Below are 21,905 nucleotides of genomic sequence, written 5' to 3' on the forward strand. Positions count from 1 at the left end.
ATTATGATTAAAATAGATCAAGTTAAAAAAACATTTAATCGGGGTAAGAAAATAGTTCTAGATAATATTTCTTTCCAAATAAATGATGGAGAATCTGTTGCTATCCTTGGGGGGAACGGTGCTGGGAAGACAACATTATTAGAAATAATTGCTGGGGTTTTGACCCCTGAGGATGGCAGAGTATATTTTGTTGATAGTGAGAACGATAGTAAAATAAATAAAAATTTAAGTGAATTAGAAGAAGTCAACATAAAGAACAAACAAAGTAATAAAAAGCTTAAAAACAAAGAGTGGTTACTAAAAGAGGATTTGGAAAAAAATGTTGGTTTTCAATTTCAAAATGGTAAATGGCCATTTAATACAAGAGGTATTGACCTATTAAATTTTTTTGGAACAAAAAATTGAAAAAGTAATGAATATATTAATATGTTAATTGATGTATTTGAGGTAAATGAAATTATTAAAAAACGATTAAATAAGTGTTCTGGTGGGGAACAACAGAGATTTAATTGTCTATTGTCAATAATAAACAAACCTAAAATTCTTATTTTAGATGAATTGATCACTGGCTTGGATTTGAAGATGCAAATAAAACTTATTAATTTTTTTAAAGAATTAAAGAAATCTGAAAATATAACATTAATAATAGTTTCTCATGTGCCAGAAGAAGTTGAAGCATTATCTGAACGAATAATTTTGCTTAGAGAAGGAAGAATATATTTAGATGATTCTGTTGATAATATTAAGAGTAAATACAAAAGTGTCCGTGAATTATTAACACAATTTTATGCTAGTGAGAGTGAAAACTATGAGAAATAGTATTTTAAATCAAAAATGGAAGTTCTATTTAAGATCAAGAAGCAGCACATTTAAAAGAACATTAGATTTTGTTTTTTATTATTTTCTTAAATTTGATAAAGCTTGAGTATTTAATATCCTTATTCCACTTTCATTTTCATTACTTTCAATTTATGCTTATGTAAACTATTCTCAAATATTTTCAGTTCTCCCTCCTCAAATATTAGCCTTTGTATCATTTACGTCTTTTTTTGTTCCAACATTTTTTTCAATATCACTTTTAGAGTGAAGAAATTCCCATCTTTTAAAAAGAATGAAATTTGTTGATGTGAAAAAAAATGATATTATTATTAGTTTTATCTTTGTTTCATTTTTTTTCTCCTTTATTTCAATAGCGATCCAATATTTTTTTATATGAATAGAGGCACTATCTTTTAGCAAAATTTATAATGTATTTACTAATTTGGTAAATATAAAATATTATATATGATTTTGATATATTTTTGCAAACTTGCTAATAATTACCTTAGTCTTTTTATTAGAAATTGTATTAAGTAGCTTTTCTTATTCGCAAGCAATTAATATAATAATAATTATTGTACTATTTATTGTCTTAGTGTTGTTTTCTGATATTTTAATATGATCTTTTAGCTCATCGAGAAGTAAATTTTTAACATATGCTGGTTATTTGATATTAACAAAGTATTGCGTTTATTTGATTTTATTAACAAGTTCATATACATTTATGGATAAAAACGGAATTCAGCAAATCATCTTAGACAATACTTACACTAGAACTTATATTTTTACCTATAGTATATACTTATGTATTGGAGTTTCAATTATTTCAATAGCAGCTCTTAATTTTCTATCAATTAAAATGTTTAAGTGAAAGGGGAATGAATAGATGAACAAAATTACAAATATCAAATTTATTGAAAAACAAATACTCACTTATGCTTTTAAGACATATTTTAAAACACCAAAAACATATTTATATTCAATTTTTTTACCAATTCTTTTCTTTTGTCTTTTTTATTTATTAAAGTCTTCCTTTGGAAATGAAAATTGAGAAACACTCTATAGCCAAGCTTGATCTCTTTTACCAATATCTTGCATTTGTAGTTTATTTACAATATCAAATATTATTATTAACTGGCGTGAATCTAATTTTATTTCCAAGATTAAAATATTAAGAATTAAAAAAATTCATCTATTTATATCATTTTTAATTTTATCATTAGTAATAACTTATATATCAACAGTAGTAAATATAATTTGCGGTTTGATAATTGATTTGTTTCTTGTTAATAAAAATTTTACATTTGGAATTCAACAATTAATATATTTTGACCAATATGTGGGAATATTTTTTACAATATCAATAATGCAAATTATTATTTTTTCAATAACATATATTTTTTCATTTTTTATTAATTCACCATTTAGAATTCAAGTTTTAAATCTTATATTTTGCTTGTACATGTTATTTTTTGGAGGCGTATTAATTAATCGTACAAATTTTACAGATTCATTTAATAATTCAATTATTTCACAAGCAATATTTTATATTAACCCAATCGATTCATCACAATGATTATATTTATTTTCTTGTGGAAGAATTATAAACGATTCTTCAAATATTGTATACATATCAGACAGTCTATTTTCAACTATACCATATTCAATTCAAGATAAGTATCAAGATCTTACATATGAGATTCCATTATGTTTAACAATTTCGGGGTTATGGATATCTATCTTTGCAGTTATTTCTGTGAAACTAGACATAAAAAAATTATAGAGGGGTAAAATATGAAAAAAGTTATACAAACATCATTATTAGTTTTCATGGCATCAATTTTAACAATGCCAGTTTTTTCATGTTCAATCGGTAACATAACGTGTCGACCATATTTTGAAAGTATGAATAATTTCAATTGAGCTGATGAAAAATATGGAGATATGTTTAATTGAAAATATGATGAAAAAGATAGTACACCATTATCAGAAGGTAACACCGATGAAACTGATATTAGTAATAAAGTTTTAAATGGTCATGTAGATGATATTTGAGACTATGATAATTATAATACTGGTTTTCAAATGCGTGACTACTTAAATAAACAAGGAACAACAGGTGTTCCAACATCAAAAGCATATAGTCCGGATGGAAATTCTGCTAGTGACTTTGGGGTCAAATCTCTCGCTCAAACATTTACGAGAAAAAATCTTGTTAATGATTGAGATAAAATTGGAGACGAAGATATAGCTTACAACACTTCATCTCAAAAGCTAGCAAAAAGAAATTTTGTTGCTCAAATTCCATCAACAAATTTCCAAGAGGGAGAATCATTTTTTAATCAATATCGAGAACATGGTGTTCACCAAGGAACATACAATAATAATTGTGTGGGACTTAAAAATCCTTTTTCAAACAATATCTCTAGTTTCTCTTATGTTAATGAATATATAGATTGACAAGGTATGACTAATGAAGGAATTCTTGAGCTTCCATCAATGGATTTTGTTGATGCAAATCATAAGAATGGAATTCCAGCATATGGAATGATTTTTTTAGATGGTTGACAAAATTTAACTAAAAAAATGATGGATAAATTTTTAGAAAAAGATGCTAGTGGAAATTTTATGGTCTCAAAAATTCTATATGATATGTGTGAAAAATGTGGTTTTGATGGTTTTTTTATTAATAACGAAGGAAATGGGTCTAGACCAAATGGTGCAATTGTAGATTATAAAGATATCGGAGAACTTATGCAACAATTTAAAGATATTGTGGCTTCTCATCATAAGAACTATAAAATCATATGATATCGTAATGGAGCAAATGTTGTTTGTAATGCAAATGGTTCTTGGTATTCTCCCGAAACAATAGAAATGTCAAAAAAAGCTGGGGAAATTCAGTTAAATTTTGGTTTATCTGAAAATGCTAATTCTCAAGCTACATTTATAAAAAGATATGGTGATAAATGAAAGCAAAATTTATTTAATTTCTATGAGTTTGGTCAAAAAATTAATTCTATTGGTAATCAAGATTTTCGTAGTTATATTTATAAAAATAATAACTCTAGATCTAGCCTTGATTTAGACAGTTATAACCCAAGTAATATAATGAATGGCTTATCATTTTTTGAAAATGATGGAAGTTCTAAATTTGGTTCTGGAATTGAGAAAAACTTGTTGGGTAAAAACCCATCTGAAAAAGATAAAGCAATTTCATGATTACAAGCCCAAGAGACAACAAATTTATATAGTGCCTACCAATACTCTGGTCTTAATGGTTATATAAGTTCGGATGACAAAGGGATTACATCAGAAGTAGACCTAGGTGCATCAATTCAACAATTGGTTGCTAACAATCCAAGAATAAAATCTAAATTACTTAATAAATTTAAAGACGAAAAACCAAATTTCTTACCCCGTTATACTTATAATAGTAATGGTTACTATCCTTCTAGTTTTGGTATTGGAGATATTTTTTTACCACAAACAACAATAACAGATTCAACAATTCCTAATGATACCCCTTTGTCAAGTAGTAAGGAAAAAGAAATAAAAAATGACCCAACAATGTCTACATGTTTTTCAACTGGTAGTGGGATAATGTATATAAATCGCGATATAAACAAAAGCAAAATTGAAGAAGAAGACTACTATCCGTGAACAAATATTCGTCTTGAGGATGTAATGCCAACATATCAATGAGATTTTTGAGACAGTCAAAAAGAAGAAGGTAATATTTTAAAATCAGAAGGTAATCTAGATAAATATCGTAGTAAAATCACATCAGATGGTCAATTATCTGGTTATTTTGATTATTATGACCCTTACGAAAAAGGAAATTCAATTGCAATTGCAAATAGTTATGATTTTGATAATCAAGGAAAATTAACACCTGGTAAATGAGGTAAAGGACCATATTATTTTAATCTTATGGGAACTAATCTCCAAAATAGTAATTATGATGTTTCTTTTGTTGTTAAAGCAACAAAAGAAGACCAACCAAAAGAATCAACTAAAGATGAAACAAAAATGAACAAAATTGTTAATGCAACTAATTTATCAGTAACAATGTCAAATTCTAATATTCCAAATAATATTCCAATTAAAAGTGCAGTACAATTAGAAGATGGATGATATAGGTTAACATATAACCTAAAATCAACCAATGCAAATAATAGCAATCGAATTGCTAAATTAGGGCTTAAAATTGATCCTCAAAATCAAGATAATTTTATCTTTAATGTTGGAAAATTTGCAATAAACAAAGCTCAACCCCTTATTTTCCAACCTCAATCAACAATAACTAGTGTTCAAAATAAATATATAGTTAAGAGAAGAAAAGGGGATTATAATTTAAATATACGTTTGGGATGAGATGTTGTCAATGATATTAATATTGATTATTATACAATATATACATACTATGATAATAAATGATACCGTATTGGTGAAACTAGTCAAAAACTTTATTATGTTCACGAACTAAAAGAGAATAGTCCAAATAATCTTCGTATGGGAATTAAGATTAAGTATAAAAATGGAACGGAAAGCAAGATAAATACATTTAATTTTAATACAAAATATTCATAGTTTTAATATTAATATAAATAACCCAATAAATATAGGGATATGAATACTTTTCAAGCAGATTATAGAAAAAAAATAGCTACTAGTCAATATTGTGTAAAATCAACCTAGTCTTTTAATTTATTTATTATCAATAAAAAAATACCTACAGTTTTTCTTAGATATTTATATCAACAAAAATAAAACTAATTTTCTTACATTTAACAAATATTATAAAATAATACCTTAAATATTGGGTATAAGGAGGCCTTTATCAATACTTTTTAGTTAGTGGCAAATATCATTATAATGTTATTTAAAAAAGTGATTTCCTATAAAGATTATATCTATACTAAATAAAAGCAATAATAGTTTTAATTTATATTTATTCAAACTAATGCTTTCATTTCTTATTAAGAGCTAAAAATTCTTATAATTACTGAAAAAAATTTAGGAGACCTAAAAAAAGTATCATATTGACCTTTTTTAATATTTTCATTAAAAAAAGCATTTTATTTATTAAAAATATGTAAAAATATGTAAAAAAAACATGTATTTTTATAGATTATTATGTATAATATTTATAGGGATATGCTCAAGTATATCCTACAAAAAGGAGAAAATATATGAGAAAACTATTAGGATTATTAGGAGCCCTAGGGTTAGTGGCTTCAAGTAGCTCAGTTGTTGTTTCTTGTGGAAAATCAGATGATAAAGCAATTGATCTTTCTGCTGTTAAACTAACAACAGATAAAGATACAACAGGTGCTACACTTGCAAAAGATGCAGATAACGATTCAAATTTTACTGGATCAATCACAGCAGATGCAACAAAAATTACTCTTGATTTTTCTGGAATGACAGATAATAAAGATAAAAATGTAACAGTTGATGCTGATAAAACAATCGTGCACCAATCAACAGCTTCAGATACAAAAGTTGATGCTTCTAAACTTACTGCAAATGTTGCATCTCCAGTAGATACTAATAAAGGACCAGTAATCACAGCTGAAGTTTCAGGGATAGCAGAAAAAAATGTTGTTGTTATCGCATTTACAGTTGACGGATTTAAAGAAAGCACTGTAACTTTAACAGTTGCAAAAGCTGGTACACCATCAGCTAAAAAAGATTTATCTAAAGTGGTTGCAACAAAAGCACTTGGTGAAATTACAGAAGAATCAGCAACTACATTACCATCTGCTGAACATTTAGCAACAGCTCTTAATGAAAAAAATTCTGGTCTTGGAATAACAAAAGATGACTTTGATATAGCGACAGATCCTGCACAATCTACCACAACTGCTACTATTACTGCAAAAGGTAATAATTTCACTGGAACAGTTGCTGTTACTTATACAGTAAAAGCTGGTAGTACACCATCAGCTAAAAAAGATTTATCTAAAGTGGTTGCAACAAAAGCACTTGGTGAAATTACAGAAGAATCAGCAACTACATTACCATCTGCTGAACATTTAGCAACAGCTCTTAATGCAAAAAATTCTGGTCTTGGAATAACAAAAGATGACTTTGATATAGCTAAAACTCCTGCACAATCTGCAACAGGTGCTACTATTACTGCAAAAGGTAATAATTTCACTGGAACAGTTGCTGTTACATATACAGTAAAAGTAGGTTAAGTATTTAACAATATTTATTATTAATTAAGTTTTCTTTTTTTAAAAGAATAACTCAAATTTTTAAAAACCATTCATATTTTGAATGGTTTTTTATTATTAATAAAAGATATAGTAATTCTAGTTAATTACAAATATTCTATAATTAAATAGCCACTAATAATATTATATACCGATGCAACATATTTAGTTTTGAGTAGAAAAACTGTATATGTCAACTGTTATTGATGCTGGAACAAACGAAATTATTAATTTTAGAATTAGTAAAAAAAATACAAGCAATTGGTAATTTTCAAAATTGAAACTTATGGTAAAAAGACTAAATAAATAAAAAATGATCAAAGCAAAATTGTCACACACTCTGATCATCGCGTAATATATTCCACAAAAATATCAAAATTTGTGTAATAAATACATTTAATCCATCACAAAGTTGCTATATTAGTTGTAAAATAATGTTGTAATTGCAATTTTTCATTCAATATTAAAAAAAACACAATCAATAATAATAATTACAAAACTTTATATCAATGCACAATAGATGTCGTTAATTGCTGTTGCTGATACAATAATAAAAAAAGTCTAAATTTTTCTAAAAAACATATTAACCACTATCTAGAAATTTTTTAGTAAGATTTTTTTTTTTTTTTTGTTAAATTTCCAAAATTTAATCTTTTTTTGATTTAAAGAGGTATTATCTAATTAGACATAGTTTGAGTAACTTCTTATAACCTCACTAAACTTCTTGAAAAAATGTCCCAATCAAACTTCATTCTAAACATCTTATTAACAAGAATTAAGTTAATTTATACAAAAAATAGTAATAAGAAGAAAGAAGAAGAGGTATTTAGGCTATGTCTGGGTGATTAGTAAATTTAATCTTTAAAAAACATTAACTGAAATAAAGTTGTAATAAGAAGGTCTAGCAAATAAAAATTAGTTTATAATACGATAATTTCACTTGAACTTTATGAATGAAAACAAAAACAAAAGAAATTGTGAAAATAAATTTTTAAATATAAAGAAGTAAAAAATTTATGGAATTAACTTTAAGTCAAACATTTTAAATGTTTGATTTGAATAATTGGATAAGATAATTGCAATTACGCTTTATACAGATTTTTTTGATAAAAATTGGGTTTAGGATTAAGAGCTTACAATATACTAATCGTTGTATTAGAAACAAAAGCGCTAAGTTTGTAAAAGGGCGATAAACTTAAATTTGATAAATCAACAGAATTAATTAATAAATTTGAATAAAGCTCTGAAAAGGTACAAAAAACTTTTGAATATTTAATCAATAAACAAATTTGTATGCCAAAAATCAATATTTAACAGAAGAAGATTATCTTATGTATTTACTTCTTCGAATAAGAGCTAAAAATAATTATATTGATTATGCCTTTATTTGTTTTGAAAAAGATTATCTAGATATGTTTGGAGATAACCATTTCTATGACTTTATAATGAAAATGAAAACAAAAGAAGATTTTGTTAATAATGGCCAAGAATGAAAAGATACATATCAAGTTGATTGAGAATTTGCAAAAAAGGAATTTGATTATGATCATTGATTTAAAAATACAATCTATAAAAGAGACTTAATCAAGAAACAATTTGAATATGATCAATGAGTAAGAATATTGAATGAAGAAGTCAAGGAATGACAACCTGGGATTTTAAAAGAGGTTGAACAGTAGTTAGTTGTATAAAAAAGAAAATGAGCTAAGAAATTGCAAGATGAGCAATATTGACTTGACAATTATAATGAGAACAAAATGAAAGAAAATTAGATTTTATAAATAATATCAATGATGCTAAAAATAAGAAATTTGTTATTGCAAATAAAATGGCAAAAGTACGAGAGAAAGTTTAGGTAGGTAAAAAATATGAAAAAATTTTATATAGGCAATTTTAGAAATATATTTGAGGAAATAGAAATAGATATGGAAGAAGAAAATTCATTGGTATTTATTGGCCCAAATGGAATTGGTAAGACAAATATATTAGAAGCGATTGATTGATTTGTGGAGGAAATAAATCATAAGGATAAAATTTATGAAAATGTAACAACAAAAAGCATTGATAATACTTTAAATATTCTTGGTGAAAACGATCGAACATATGTTACATTTGTATCTGATATTAATAATGATATGATAAAAGATATAAATAATGTTATAGATTCAAATAAAGAATGCAGTATTAAATTTAAATTAAGTAATGATCACTTAATGGATTATAAAATTATAATTGAAAGAAGTTCCAAATCATCAAGTGGATTATATTATAATAAAAACTTCAAAGATAAAAATAATATTGAAAATAAAAATATATTAAGATATTGTATTGACAAAATAATATCTGAATTTGTTGAAAATCACAATAAGGCCGGTATCTCATTGAATGATTTTTTTAATAAGGATACAGATGGATTATATGTTACATTAAATAATAAAATTGATGATTATGAAAATTATATTTCTAATGTTAAGGCTGTTGAATTGTATAATAACAAAGTAAGAGAAAATGAAAACATTAATGTTGAATTGAAAACTAAACCAAAAAAGCCATATGAAGAAATTAAATACACTGAATTGATGCGCGTTAAAAAGTTAATAGGTGATGTAGAATTAATATTTAATATTAATAACTTGATCGCCATTGATTATGTGGTAAATGCAAGTAATGAAAATAATACAGCTTATAAATATTCTATTGGGAGGCTAAAGAATTCTAATATATCATATTTTTTGAATGGTTTTTTTAACTTTTCAGGTTATTTAGATGAGTTAGAGATAGCAGACAAAAGTGGCACCGATGATAATTCCATGGGAACCATAAAGACTATAGTTGATAAACTGTCCAAAGATACACAGGAAGCCATATCAAAATTGTTTGATAAATTTGATATATCAATGAAGCCTGATTTTGACTATATAAACAATCAGTTACTTATATCTGTAAAAAATAAGCATGATTTCAATATCGGTGTCACAAAAACTGAATTAAACAGTTCTGGGTACAAAGCTTTTTTTGAAATTATGTTAAGAATTAAAAGTATACTTCAGAAAGCAGAGCACAATAATAAGAAGTATTTATTATATTTATTATTGGCGGATGAACCTGAAAAAAATTTACATATAAAACTTCAAATTCAATTGAGAAAATTTATTTTAGATAATATAAAAGAAATCCCAAATATATATTTTCTATATGCAACACATTCACCATACTTTATCGACCCTTATAATTCATTGGTATTTACATGTTCAGCAATTGATGCAGGAAAATCCTCAGGTTCACTAGTTGTTGACCCAATTCCTAAAGAAAATTTTAGTGATAATAATTATTTAATATCTAAGAAAATTTTAACATTATTAGAGGCTTGTGGCGTTATTAATAATTATAGTAAAAATGAAATATTAAGTATTGATGATGCATGTAGGAATAGTGCTTATTATCAAGAAAAATTAATTTTAATTGATGAGGAAATTGCAAATAAACAGAATTCTGACTATGATCATAAAAAGACATATATGGATATTATAAAAGAAAATATAGATAAATATTGTGATGAATATCATATCAGAACTTTTAAAAAAAAGGATGATATACTTAAAGTTTATAAAAAAGAAGAATATATCATTATAGAAATTGAAGAATTTATTAAACATATAAGCTTTATTAACTCTATAAAGAAATCAAAAGAGAATTTTCTTCCCATTGTTATTTTTAATAAATAATTTTTCTTATTATTTTTAATAAATTTTAAAATATAGAATGAGTGACAGCATAAGGGAAGCTAAGTGTACTGGAGGATAAAACCTCCAGTTTTTTATAAAGGAGAAAATAATGAAAAATAAGCATTATGATAAAAATATTAAAAAAAATTGTGGTAGAAAGATTTAAAAATGGTGAAAGTGCAAAAATGTTAGCAGATGAACTAAATATATATTCTGGTCCTCAGCTGGTATATATTTGAGCAAAGAAGGAAAAATTTTGTTATCCTAAAGATAAGGTAAATTGTAAGGAGAATAAAATTATGGCAAAAAAATTAAAAGATGTTCTTGATCAAAAACAATTAAAATTAAAGAATAAAGAATAAAGAATAAAGAAATAAAAGAATTAAAAAAGGAAAATGAAAGACTAAAAAAACAAGCAGACAAAGCGTGACTAGATAACTTATTATTAAAAGGGAAATATGAAGTATTGGAAAAGTCCATGCCTTCTTGCACAACCACAGTGATGATGAATTTGATGAGGATGAGTAAGAAGGATAAAATTAACATACAAAAATCAAAAATTTATAAACATTACTCATGTTCACAAATATATTTATATGTAGCAAATTTTAATTTAAACACAAATTATTTAATTAAATACTTCAATATTAGTAGAACAACATACTACAGATTTAAATCAAAATTTAATCTTCTTTCCCCTTTAGATATATTTAAGAATAATCTTCCAATTCCAGCATTACCATTATATTTTAGTAAGAAATATTTACGAGCAAAGATTTATTTTAACGAATTTATTAGAAAATATAAGGATTTTTGTATTAGTTATAGTGGTATTTCTAATTGAATTAAGGTTTATAAACAAGAAAATGTTTCTATTAAAATGATTAGAAAAATTGCCAATGAAAACCCAAATGTTTTTAAAACTGCATTAAGAAAAAGAAAGAAACATAATTTATCAAAAAAACATAACAAATTTGTTAATGATGATTTAGTAAAAACAAATTATAAAACACCAAATGTAATTGGTGTTGATGGAACAAACATGAAGATTTTCTTAGAAGATAAAAACTCATATAAAAAATTAAATTGTAATCTTACACCTTTTCTTTAAAAGAGATAAAATTTTAATATTTAAAATAAATTTATACTATAATAAAATAGGTGCAATTATTTTAAGGAGTTTTTAAATGTCAACTAAACAAATAATAAATGAATTTTATTCTGCTTTTAAAAAAGGAGATTATCAAAAAATGAATAGTCTTTATGGAGAAGATATTATCTTTAATGATAGTATCTTTAAAGATTTAGATTATCTTCAAGTAACATCAATGTGAGAGATGCTTTTATCTAAAAAAGAAGAATCAAAATTTTCAATTGAATATGAAGTATTACTTGATCATAATGATGAATATTATGTTATGTGAAGTGCACATTATCTATTTGGACCTAAACGTAGAAAAGTTTCAAATATTGTTAAAAGCGAAATGGTTATTAAAGATAAAAAAATAGCTCTTCATACAGATGTCTTTGATTTTTATAAATGATCTAAACAAGCAATTGGAATTGCATCAATTTTATTTGGCAAAAGAAAATTTTTTCACAATAAAATTTGCAGTGTTGCAAATAAAAATTTAATGAATTATATATCTAATAAAGACCATAAGTAACCTTAAAAGGAGAAAAATTTGGTTAACTTTTTAAAAGGGAGATAAACAGGTAATTTTTCCTTTTTTTGTTTATAAAATATATTCGTAATAAAGTTTTAAATATTTGTAAAAATTGAGCAAATTGCTGGGTTTTTAAATGATAAATAGAAAAAAAGATATACCTGATTCAACCGTTGATATAATAAATACTATTAACAATCAAAAATATACATTTTATTATAACTCATTTTTCGGTGGTGATGCTAGTAATGGTAATATACTTCCAGAGGATATTGGTCCATGTGATGCTTTTATAAGTAAAAATGCATCTAATCGTGCTATCCAAGTAGGTAATGATTGAAATTCTTTACTTGAAAATTTGGAATTTGGTGATGGATATAGTTTTACTGGGTCTAATTTAATAGAGTTTAAAAATCAGAATACTGTTTTTAAAACAAACATTACATTTGATGGAGATTTAGACGCTTCTTGTCAATCGATAATTAAATTTGAAAGCGGTATTTTGTATAATGGGACTGTTGAATTTAAAGGAAATGTTAACTTTAAACCACTCTCTTCTAGCAAAAATACTGGATGTGCGGTTATTAACAATATTTCCTCTGAATATAATGAAAAAAACTATTCAGCAGTTACACCTTTAAATAAAGTTATTTTTGATAAAAATGGCAATATAACAGCAAAACAAGATTATACCTCATCAAAACCAATTGGTCTATTGGCAATGGGCAGAAATTCATATATTGGCGATGTTGAGGTTAAAGGTGACTTAACAATCAATGTCAATGATCTAAATCATGTTATAGTTGCTGCTGGTGTTGTTATTGGTGACAATAATGACACTAAAAATGGTACAGAAAGTTTTGGTAATATTGATATAGATGGAAAAACAAGTATAATTTATGGTTCTAAAGCACAAAGATCATCGATAATATGAGACAAAAACTCTTTATATGCACCAAATTCTACAATAACATTACACGATGTTAATATTAGTGGTGATTCAGAATTTAATTTTATTTTTGAGGATGGTAACTCATCAATTTGGTCAAATAGTATTGGTTTAAAAAATCTAGATATAAAAGGGGATGTTACTGATAAATCAGACTTTGAAAGCAAAGCAATTTATTGAAGAACTAATATAACCAATATTATCAACCTTTCAGTTACTTATAATAAAAAATCAGCAAAAATTCAATATCAACTACCTTCATCTACATTTAACTATGTCCCATTGGGATAAATATTATTTTTAATATATTTATAAAGTCTAATAAAGAATATTTTATTTTAGATAAAAAGCCAAATTTAATTAGATTTAAAAAAATCTGGGTTATTAAAAAATAAGTAAAATGTTGTTAAAATTTTAACCCAAAATTTATTATTTATAGTATTTTTTTAGAGTAAATAATCAAATGATTAGATTTTATGATGTTAAAGAATAAATTGTGCTAAATTTATTTATAATGTGGTAGATATTGAAATAATTACCTCAAAAAAATTACATTTATATAAAAATTTTAATATTGACCAGTATTCATAATTAAAATATGATATAATAATATTGTCCTTAGGGATATTTGATTAATTGTTTAATCTTTTGTTTGCATGAGTGTTTAAAACCCGCTTTATAAATTAATATTTCCGATCTCATGCAATTCATAGCGGGTGGGAATATTTTTTTATTTAAAGGATAAAAAGAAGCGAATTATGACAAAAATTATTGCAATTGTAGGTCCAACGGCTAGTGGTAAAACAAAGTTATCAATTGAAATTGCAAAAAGGTATAACGGTCAATGTGTTAATTTTGATTCCACACAATTATTTTCTGGAACAGATATTGCAACTAACAAAATAACCGATAGCGAAAAAGATGGCATAGTCCACCACATGCTATCTGTTAAAAAAGTTAATCAAACAATTGACGTGGTTGAATATCGCAACATAACAAGAGAAATAATTAATAAACTTTTAAATAAAAAAATATCCCCAATACTTGTTGGTGGAACCGGATATTATCTTTTGGGTGTAGTTAAAAACTACACATTTTTTGGTTGTAAAAGAAAAGAAGATATTTCAAAACAATTTTCAAAGTTAAACCAAAAAGAAGTTAACGAACTTCTTTTCGAAGATCTTTTAATAAAAGGAACTGATAATAAAAGAATCTTGCGAAAATACCAACTAAAACAAGAAGTAGATATGTCAAAAATTAACTTTCAACAAGAAGAAGAGTACATTTATAAAAACCTTGTTATCATTGGTTTAAATCCAGATAGAGAAAAACTTTATCAAAGAATAAATGATAGGGTTTTAGAACTAGTAAAAATTGGTCTATTTGACGAAATAAAAAAAGCATATCTTGATAATGATAAAAATAAAGATGCTCAAGCATTAAAATGTATTGGGGGAAAAGAAATTATTGCTTATTTGAATAATCAACTAAGTTATGAAGATGCTATCACTGCGATGCAAAAAAATAATCGAAATTATGCAAAGAGACAAATAACATATTTTAAAAATAAATTCCAAGATAAAATAAAATGATTCAATCACCAATTTTTAGATATTGATAGGGTATATGCAGATATTTTCTCTTATATTGATTCATTAGATTAGTCTACCTCTTAATCAATTTTTTCATTTTCTATTATCTGATAAGTGAATAAATGGTATAATAATAAAAGTGGGAGTTAATCTTGTGATAAGTAATTCTGGTGTATTATTAATTGATAAAGAAATGGGTTTAACAAGTCACGATGTACTTGTAAAATTGAAAAAAAAATTTAATTTAAAGAAAATAGGGCATGCAGGGACTTTGGACCCAATTGCAACCGGCTTATTAGTTGTGCTTATAAATCAAGCAACTAAAATTTCTGATTTTCTTTTAAACGAACAAAAAGAATACATATTTAAAATGAAATTTTTCCTTGAAACAGATTCTTTAGATATTAGTGGGAAAATACTAAAAGAAGAAGTACCATATAAATTATCTAAAAAAAATGTTGCTTCTGTAATTGAAAAATTTAATGGCTATATATATGAACAAGAACCACCTGTTTTTAGTGCAATTAAAGTTAAAGGTAAAAAGTTGTTAAATCATGTTTTAGATAACACAATTGAAACAATTGAAATAAAAAAAAGAACTGTTGAAATTGATAAATTAGAATTAATTAAGTATTATAAAAAAACAAATGAAATAGAACTTAGAGTTTTATGTTCAAAAGGGGCTTATGTTAGATCTCTTTGCCGAGATATTGCTTTTGATTTAGGGACAATTGCAACAGTTAGTCAATTAAGAAGAATAAAATCTGGTGTATTTTCAATAAATGATGCTAAAACCATTGCAGATGTAAAAGAAACTGACCTTATTAGTCTCTATTCTACGATTGAGATGAATAATTATGCACTTTTACAGTATGCAAATGAAAGAGATATTATTCATGGGAAAAGAATTAAATTAATTAACATTAAAGAAGATCTAGTCTTTATTATTAATAAAAACCACGATGTTTTGGCAATTTATGAACGAGTTGTTCGAGATACTTATGAATGTAAAAGGGGTTTTATTAATGATTAATAAAAAAATACCCCACTTTAACAATGATACTATTTCTAAAAATGGTGCCATTGTTTGTATTGGTTTTTTTGATTTAGTCCATAAAAGTCATGAAAAGATATTTACAGAAACAATAAATTTAGCTAAAAAAAACAATAAAAAATCAATATGTTTTACTTTTGATTTAAAACCAATTGACTATATTAAAAAAGAATATAATAATTGTTGAGATGGAGAATTTAAAGTTGCTTTTATTAAAAAAGAATTTGATTTTGATGAGGTAGTTTTATTTAAATGTTCACCAGATTTTATCAAAACCACCGCTGTTCAATTCATAGATATTTTAAAAAAAAGATATAATGTTGAAGGTGTAGTTTGTGGGAGTGATTTTAAATTTGGCTATGAAAATCAAGGCAAAGTATCTGATTTGGTTGAAAATTTTAAATATGTCTTAATTGTTGATCGAATCAATGAATTATCAACAACATCAATTAAAAAACTACTTTTTGAGGGAAAAATTGACACTGTTAATAAGTCACTTGAAAAAAATATAGCTTTTCCTCTCTTGCTAGAAAATAATAAATTAAAAATAAAGACAAATTTCCTTCTAAGAAATGGGTTTTATTTAGTATCTTTTAATGATGATGATGATGAGAAAATTGAGATTAATTTGGTCGATAACTACATCATAACTGAAAAAATATCCAACAAAAATATAATATATTTACATAAAAAATATTAATTTATGATATTATAAGAATGTATAAAATTTTTGCTTTGTTTAAATTAGTCCCAATTTTTTACATTGCATTGATATCTTTAATAATCTAATTATTAAAGATTTTATATATAGAGAGAGGGAAAAAGTGGTTAATAAGGAAAGAAAAATTGAATTAATTTCCAAGTTTGGTAAAAGCAAAACAGATAGCGGTAAAGCCGAAGTCCAAATTGCGATTATAACTGAAGATATTAATAATTTAACTGCACACTTAGCGATTCATAAGAAAGATATCATTTGTCGTCGTAGCCTTTTAATGAAGGTTTCTAAAAGAAGACATTTACTATCATTCTTATTAAAGAATGATGTTGAGAGATATAAGAAAATAATTGCAGAATTAAATCTAAGAAAATAAATTTTATTATAATAGGATAAATAAAGCATTATTATTGTAATTTTTATAAAAATAATCTATAATTGTAATAAGAAAGCATATCAAAAAGCTGGATAAGCTGTATATACTTTTCAAATATATATTATTGACAAAAATTGCATATTAAGCATTTTATGGTGTATAAATATATAAAGCTCAAAAAACAAAGGAGAGTAATAAAAATGGCTCAAAAAGTTCAAAATACAAAGGTTAAAAAAAATCCAAATGGAACAGAAAAACCAGATAAAATTGATGGAGGAATGTTAGTAAACATTTCTTCAACCCAAGAAAAATTTCTTTGAGATAAAGCGGAACCAATTTCATCTGCAAATCAAACAATTTGAAGAAAGGATGTTGCTGGTGCAATAATCAAAAACTCAGAACAAGGATTAAAATCTGAATTTGGTTGACAATTTACTTTAATTGACCCCGAAGGTCCAAACAATGATGTAAATAATGTTTGTGCAATGCATTGAAAAAATGCAGAAGTTTTACGTAAACACAATCAGCCATGAATAGCAACAGTAACTGGTAGCACTAATGCTAAAGAGATGTATAACTATTTAAAGGAATCTCGTGTTCCTGGTGATCAGTTATCAAAACTAAGAAAAACTGTTTTGTTCCAATCGTCTCGTGTTTATCCTAAAAAAATTAATACATTTATTAGAAAAGACCCTAAATAATTTATTTAATCAATCACAGAAAAGGAGTTAACTCCTTTTTTTAATTTTATAAAAGATAATATGAATTTTAGTTGGCAATAGATAATTATGCTATAATATTTATGTAATTGGATATGAGTTGTTTAATTTTAAAACACCCATTAAAAAATAAATAAATAATTCAATATATTAATATTATTTTGTTTATTTTATAATCTATATACTAGTGTAGATATACATTTTTTCTGAGTTAAGGTTGAGTAAACATCAATGACAAAAAAGACAGTTCATAAATGGTTATAAAATTACTCGTTATAGTTATTATTTTTACAAAAAGACAGGAGAAATAATATGTTTGAAATAAGTGATACATCCTTTACAAAGGTTATTAATAACAAAGTTGATTTAATGGATTCATCATTTTCTTTTTGTGGATGTTGTTTTTATGGGTTTTGCTCTGCTTATTGTCCATCAACTATAAATACAATATTACAGGGTGGCAATATTAATAATAATTCTAACACTTTTGATAAAATTTATTCCAAGGTTAACAATAAAATATCAATAACAAATATTAACAATAATAAAATAGTTTTTATTCCTTCATATGTTCAAAAATATAACAATTTTAATAAAAAAATATTAAGTAGTTTTGTTCACCCATTAGCCTAAAATGATAAAAATTAAAGATTTGAATTATGATGTTAACACAAATTTAAAAATAAAAATTGATAATTTTGTGTTTGAGGATGGAAATGTTTATGGGATTATTGGTAATAATGGTGCAGGTAAATCAACGTTTATTGATTTAATTTTAGGATTTCATAAAAATAAAACAAAAGATAATTTTCTATTTACTAGAAATTATATAAAGGGTTGTATTTTTTAAGAAAGTGGTTTTGATTATTCAATTAAGGTTGACCTAATTGTTAATCTTTATAATTCAATTTTAAATAAAACAAAACTTTCAAAAGATGAACTTGATAAGTTATGAATTGAATTTAAGTTAAGTGATAAAAGGAATAAAAAATTTTATCAGCTATCTGCTGGAGAACGTCAAAAGTTAAAAATATTAATTTGTTTTTTAAATAATCCAGATTTAGTATTTGTTGATGAAATTACAACATCTTTAGATTATTTAACATCAATGGAAGTTTTAAGTTATTTAGAAAATTATTTTAATAAAGAAAAACTGTGTATATTTGTTTCACATAGCCCAAAAGAACTAAGAGAGGTTTGTAATAAAGTTTTGATATTTAAACACGGTACTATTAGCAAAATTCTGTACCAACCGAAAATATATTCTGAGAATGATTTTGAGGAAATGATAAAGGGGTATCTTGAAAATGATTAAGGCTGTTTTAAAGTTTGAAATGATTAGGTTTTTTAAGCAACCAATAAATATTATTTTTAGTATAATAATGCCTATTTTGCTTCTGGTCCTAATGAATTCTCTGACACAAAAATATGTGAAAGATTATAATATTGCTGACTACTATTTGCCAATGTTTATGATTATCTTATCAATTATATTTGTTCTTACCACAATTCCTATGCCCTGAATTGTTGGGAGATTATACAAAGAATTTAAGTTAATATGTATTTCTAGATTGGGAATCAAAAAATACATATTATTGTTGTTTGCATTTAACCTAATATTATTTTTCAGTGAAGGATTTATTTTATTTATAATATCGCTTATATTTTTTAAATTAAATATTACATTTTTATCAATTTTAGATATTTTTATTGTTCCTTTTATATCATTTTGTTGTTGCTTTTCAATAGCAATGGTTATTCCCAATTTCTCTAAAACAATTAAAGGTACTATGTCAATGTCAATGCTCGTTTTGTATGTCATTATGCTTATAAGTGGTGTTACAATTCCTATTTTTGTTTTTCCAGATTGGTGAAAATATATTCAAATTATTATCCCAATTGGGGGATGTGCTAAAGTATCGTACGATCTTTTAACAAATTCTGCAAACTACTTTGATATTTTATATATTTCAATCCAACTTTTATATATAAGTGTATTTACAGTATTGTTTGTTAAAAAACTTTATGCACAAATTTAGATCCTAATCAATCTTGTTAATGTTGTAATTTTACATATATTTAAAAAAACTTTATAAGTAATCTTATAAAAAAATTCAATTTATGAATAAATTTATTATAATTTCATTCTGCAATAGATATAATTATAGTGTAAATGAGATAATATTATAAAAATAATATCAATTTTATTATCAACTATTGATGTGCAAGTTTTAGTCTGGAAATAAATTGCTTAATATTAATTTAAAATAATAATAATTTTTACTTTAATTAATTAAATACCTTATATAATTTTTTGTAGAGATTTTATTAGTGACAATATTTATATATTCAAGTTAGATTTTTTAATTATAGAGAGAAAAGATATGATTGAAATTAAAAAAATAACAAAAATTTATGATAGAAAAAATGTAAACTCTGGAATAAATTTAAATCTCGAACCGGGTGATTTTTTGGCAATAGTTGGACCAAATGGTGCTGGAAAAACAACGTTAATTCGTCAATTAATGGGGTTAGTCAAACCAGATTCTGGTAATATTGTTATTGATGGAATTGACTCTTGAAGAAATACTCATAAAATTTTACAAACAACAGCTTATCTTCAAGGTGAAACATATTTTTATGATCATCTAAAAGTATCTGACCATTTTGATTTTTTTACAAAAGCAAATAAATTAATAGATTTATCATATTTATCAGATTTAGTTGATTATTTTGAATTAGATACATCTAAAAAAATAAAAGATCTTTCAAAAGGAAACAAGCAAAAAGTTGCTATTATTACAACTTTAATGACAAAACCAAAATATATTATTCTCGATGAACCAACTTCTGGTCTTGACCCGATTATGCAAGAAAAATTTTATAACGCAGTTAATGAAGCAAAAACAGAAGAAACAATAATTATTTATTGTACACATATTATTAGTGAAATTGCAAAAATTTGCAATAAAATTGCATTTCTAAAAAACGGAAAAATTATTAAAGAGGAAAATATTCAAGGATTAAATTCTGAACAATTAGAAGAAATGTTTAAATCTCTTTATTCAGTTGGAAAGATCGGTGTTCATCGTGAAGCATAACAATAGCGGATTTAGCATTTGATATGGGATATGCAAGACATTTAAGCTTAATAAAAATTTAATAATATTTTATGGACTTTTATGAGCGATTATAATTATTCTTATATTTACAATAGTTATTCTTGTTCAAACAAATGATATAGGTATTTTTGTATTTAATGTTACAGGACTTGAAGTGAGTAATTCTAGTGGAAATATTTCCACATTATCACCTTTTTCTCTTAGCAATACTATTGGTAGAATTTTGTTGTATGGTTTTGGAATTATTATTTTTTCAATATTTTCTTTTTCGCTACTTAATAAAATTTTATATTCAGAAATTAAAAATAATAGAATAACAATATGATTTTCTTCCAATTTATCAAGAAGTAAAATATTTATTATTAAGTTTTTAAGTGTTATTATTATTGATCTTTTATACTTGTTTATATTATCTATTATTTGTTGCATTTTTCTTCCTTTTTCAAAAAAATTTAATTATATTTATCTATTTAAAATATTTTTTCAAGAATTAAATATGCTTTGAGTTGTTTTTTTTGTTATGACTATTTTTACTGCATTATTTTTTCTTAAAGAAAATAAAACAACTGTTAATTGCTTATTTGCAACTTTTATTGTTTTTTACTTTCTTATCTATATTTTTCACATCTTGCATCTTACAAATTATGATGGTGGGCAAATTAACAATAATGATACAAATAATGACTCTTTTGGTGTAAAGATTGGAAATATTTTAGAAAAAATTGATTTTTCAAGCTTGGTATTTGATTTATTTCAACAAAATCCATATTCCAAAGAAGTTGTGCAATCTGATTTTTCTAAAAAAAGTACTATTTGGGCATACTATTTTAAAAAAACAAACATGCTAAATTTAGCAATTTCATTCTTTTTGGTAAATAGTTTAAGCTCTTGTCTATTTTATTATAGTTTTAGACGATTTAATACTCGTGATTTTAATATTTAG

General features: G+C 24.7%; 23 protein-coding genes and 1 pseudogene. 23 read left to right on the forward strand and 1 reads right to left on the reverse strand.

What is annotated here, in order from left to right:
- Nucleotides 1–3: 3 nt before the first annotated feature.
- From AAHM97_RS02365 to AAHM97_RS02465, 22 genes and pseudogenes are all read left to right on the forward strand, one after another.
- The gene (locus AAHM97_RS02365; protein ID WP_342269355.1) at nt 4–819 is read left to right on the forward strand and encodes an ABC transporter ATP-binding protein; all 816 of its coding nucleotides are present in this window, start codon (nt 4–6) and stop codon (nt 817–819) included.
- On the forward strand, nt 809–1,705 hold the full coding sequence (locus tag AAHM97_RS02370; protein ID WP_342269356.1) for a hypothetical protein: 897 nt from the start codon (nt 809–811) through the stop codon (nt 1,703–1,705). Before AAHM97_RS02365 ends, AAHM97_RS02370 begins: the two co-directional genes overlap by 11 nt.
- Nucleotides 1,706–2,602, forward strand: a complete 897-nt coding sequence (locus AAHM97_RS02375; protein ID WP_342269357.1) for a hypothetical protein — start codon at nt 1,706–1,708, stop codon at nt 2,600–2,602. It begins immediately after the preceding gene.
- A gap of 11 nt (nt 2,603–2,613) precedes the next feature.
- The gene (locus AAHM97_RS02380) at nt 2,614–5,412 is read left to right on the forward strand and encodes an endo-beta-N-acetylglucosaminidase (protein ID WP_342269358.1); all 2,799 of its coding nucleotides are present in this window, start codon (nt 2,614–2,616) and stop codon (nt 5,410–5,412) included.
- Between the two features lie 602 nt (nt 5,413–6,014).
- Nucleotides 6,015–7,025 (forward strand): lipoprotein, encoded by a 1,011-nt coding sequence (locus AAHM97_RS02385; RefSeq protein WP_342269359.1) that lies wholly within the window; start codon nt 6,015–6,017, stop codon nt 7,023–7,025.
- A gap of 1,349 nt (nt 7,026–8,374) precedes the next feature.
- Entirely contained in the window at nt 8,375–8,722 is a 348-nt protein-coding gene (locus tag AAHM97_RS02390) for a hypothetical protein (RefSeq protein WP_342269360.1), read from the forward strand.
- 189 nt (nt 8,723–8,911) lie between these two features.
- Nucleotides 8,912–10,768, forward strand: coding sequence for an AAA family ATPase (locus AAHM97_RS02395; protein WP_342269361.1), 1,857 nt, complete (start codon nt 8,912–8,914; stop codon nt 10,766–10,768).
- Between the two features lie 125 nt (nt 10,769–10,893).
- Nucleotides 10,894–11,130 carry a hypothetical protein gene (locus AAHM97_RS02400; RefSeq protein ID WP_342269362.1) on the forward strand — a complete coding sequence of 79 codons (237 nt, stop codon included), beginning with the start codon at nt 10,894–10,896 and terminating at the stop codon, nt 11,128–11,130.
- 158 nt (nt 11,131–11,288) lie between these two features.
- Nucleotides 11,289–11,879 (forward strand): hypothetical protein, encoded by a 591-nt coding sequence (locus AAHM97_RS02405; RefSeq protein WP_342269363.1) that lies wholly within the window; start codon nt 11,289–11,291, stop codon nt 11,877–11,879.
- Nucleotides 11,880–11,955: 76 nt separating this feature from the next.
- Nucleotides 11,956–12,435, forward strand: a complete 480-nt coding sequence (locus AAHM97_RS02410; protein ID WP_342269364.1) for a nuclear transport factor 2 family protein — start codon at nt 11,956–11,958, stop codon at nt 12,433–12,435.
- Nucleotides 12,436–12,571: 136 nt separating this feature from the next.
- The gene (locus tag AAHM97_RS02415) at nt 12,572–13,675 is read left to right on the forward strand and encodes a hypothetical protein (protein ID WP_342269365.1); all 1,104 of its coding nucleotides are present in this window, start codon (nt 12,572–12,574) and stop codon (nt 13,673–13,675) included.
- Between the two features lie 467 nt (nt 13,676–14,142).
- Nucleotides 14,143–15,048 (forward strand): tRNA (adenosine(37)-N6)-dimethylallyltransferase MiaA, encoded by a 906-nt coding sequence (gene miaA, locus AAHM97_RS02420; protein WP_342269366.1) that lies wholly within the window; start codon nt 14,143–14,145, stop codon nt 15,046–15,048.
- A gap of 82 nt (nt 15,049–15,130) precedes the next feature.
- Nucleotides 15,131–16,009 carry a tRNA pseudouridine(55) synthase TruB gene (gene truB / locus AAHM97_RS02425; protein ID WP_342269367.1) on the forward strand — a complete coding sequence of 293 codons (879 nt, stop codon included), beginning with the start codon at nt 15,131–15,133 and terminating at the stop codon, nt 16,007–16,009.
- Nucleotides 16,002–16,730 (forward strand): hypothetical protein, encoded by a 729-nt coding sequence (locus tag AAHM97_RS02430; protein ID WP_342269368.1) that lies wholly within the window; start codon nt 16,002–16,004, stop codon nt 16,728–16,730. Before truB ends, AAHM97_RS02430 begins: the two co-directional genes overlap by 8 nt.
- A gap of 124 nt (nt 16,731–16,854) precedes the next feature.
- Nucleotides 16,855–17,121: a 30S ribosomal protein S15 gene (gene rpsO, locus AAHM97_RS02435; RefSeq protein WP_342269369.1), complete on the forward strand. Its 267-nt coding sequence runs from the start codon at nt 16,855–16,857 to the stop codon at nt 17,119–17,121.
- A 200-nt stretch (nt 17,122–17,321) separates the two neighbouring features.
- On the forward strand, nt 17,322–17,822 hold the full coding sequence (locus AAHM97_RS02440) for a hypothetical protein (protein WP_342269370.1): 501 nt from the start codon (nt 17,322–17,324) through the stop codon (nt 17,820–17,822).
- A gap of 330 nt (nt 17,823–18,152) precedes the next feature.
- Entirely contained in the window at nt 18,153–18,473 is a 321-nt protein-coding gene (locus AAHM97_RS02445) for a hypothetical protein (protein WP_342269371.1), read from the forward strand.
- Between the two features lies 1 nt (nt 18,474).
- Nucleotides 18,475–18,690 (forward strand): ABC transporter ATP-binding protein, encoded by a 216-nt coding sequence (locus tag AAHM97_RS02450; RefSeq protein ID WP_342269372.1) that lies wholly within the window; start codon nt 18,475–18,477, stop codon nt 18,688–18,690.
- 117 nt (nt 18,691–18,807) lie between these two features.
- Nucleotides 18,808–18,912 (forward strand): annotated as a pseudogene (locus tag AAHM97_RS05345) (ABC transporter ATP-binding protein); the annotation flags it as partial.
- Nucleotides 18,913–18,948: 36 nt separating this feature from the next.
- Nucleotides 18,949–19,155 carry a hypothetical protein gene (locus AAHM97_RS02455; RefSeq protein ID WP_342269373.1) on the forward strand — a complete coding sequence of 69 codons (207 nt, stop codon included), beginning with the start codon at nt 18,949–18,951 and terminating at the stop codon, nt 19,153–19,155.
- Nucleotides 19,148–19,879, forward strand: a complete 732-nt coding sequence (locus AAHM97_RS02460; protein WP_342269374.1) for an ABC transporter permease — start codon at nt 19,148–19,150, stop codon at nt 19,877–19,879. Before AAHM97_RS02455 ends, AAHM97_RS02460 begins: the two co-directional genes overlap by 8 nt.
- 345 nt (nt 19,880–20,224) lie before the next feature.
- Complete coding sequence (locus tag AAHM97_RS02465; protein ID WP_342269375.1) at nt 20,225–20,941, forward strand: ABC transporter ATP-binding protein; 717 nt, start codon at nt 20,225–20,227, stop codon at nt 20,939–20,941.
- Nucleotides 20,942–21,010: 69 nt separating this feature from the next.
- On the opposite strand, the gene AAHM97_RS02470 is transcribed toward AAHM97_RS02465, so the two are convergent.
- Entirely contained in the window at nt 21,011–21,391 is a 381-nt protein-coding gene (locus AAHM97_RS02470; RefSeq protein ID WP_342269376.1) for a hypothetical protein, read from the reverse strand.
- Between the two features lie 67 nt (nt 21,392–21,458).
- On the opposite strand from AAHM97_RS02470, the gene AAHM97_RS02475 reads away from it, so the two are divergent.
- A complete protein-coding gene (locus AAHM97_RS02475) occupies nt 21,459–21,905 on the forward strand; it encodes a hypothetical protein (protein WP_342269377.1) in 447 nt (148 codons plus the stop codon).

The organism is Spiroplasma endosymbiont of Aspidapion aeneum, assembly GCF_964031045.1.
In the GTDB taxonomy this organism is placed as follows: Bacteria; Bacillota_I; Bacilli_A; order Mycoplasmatales; family Mycoplasmataceae.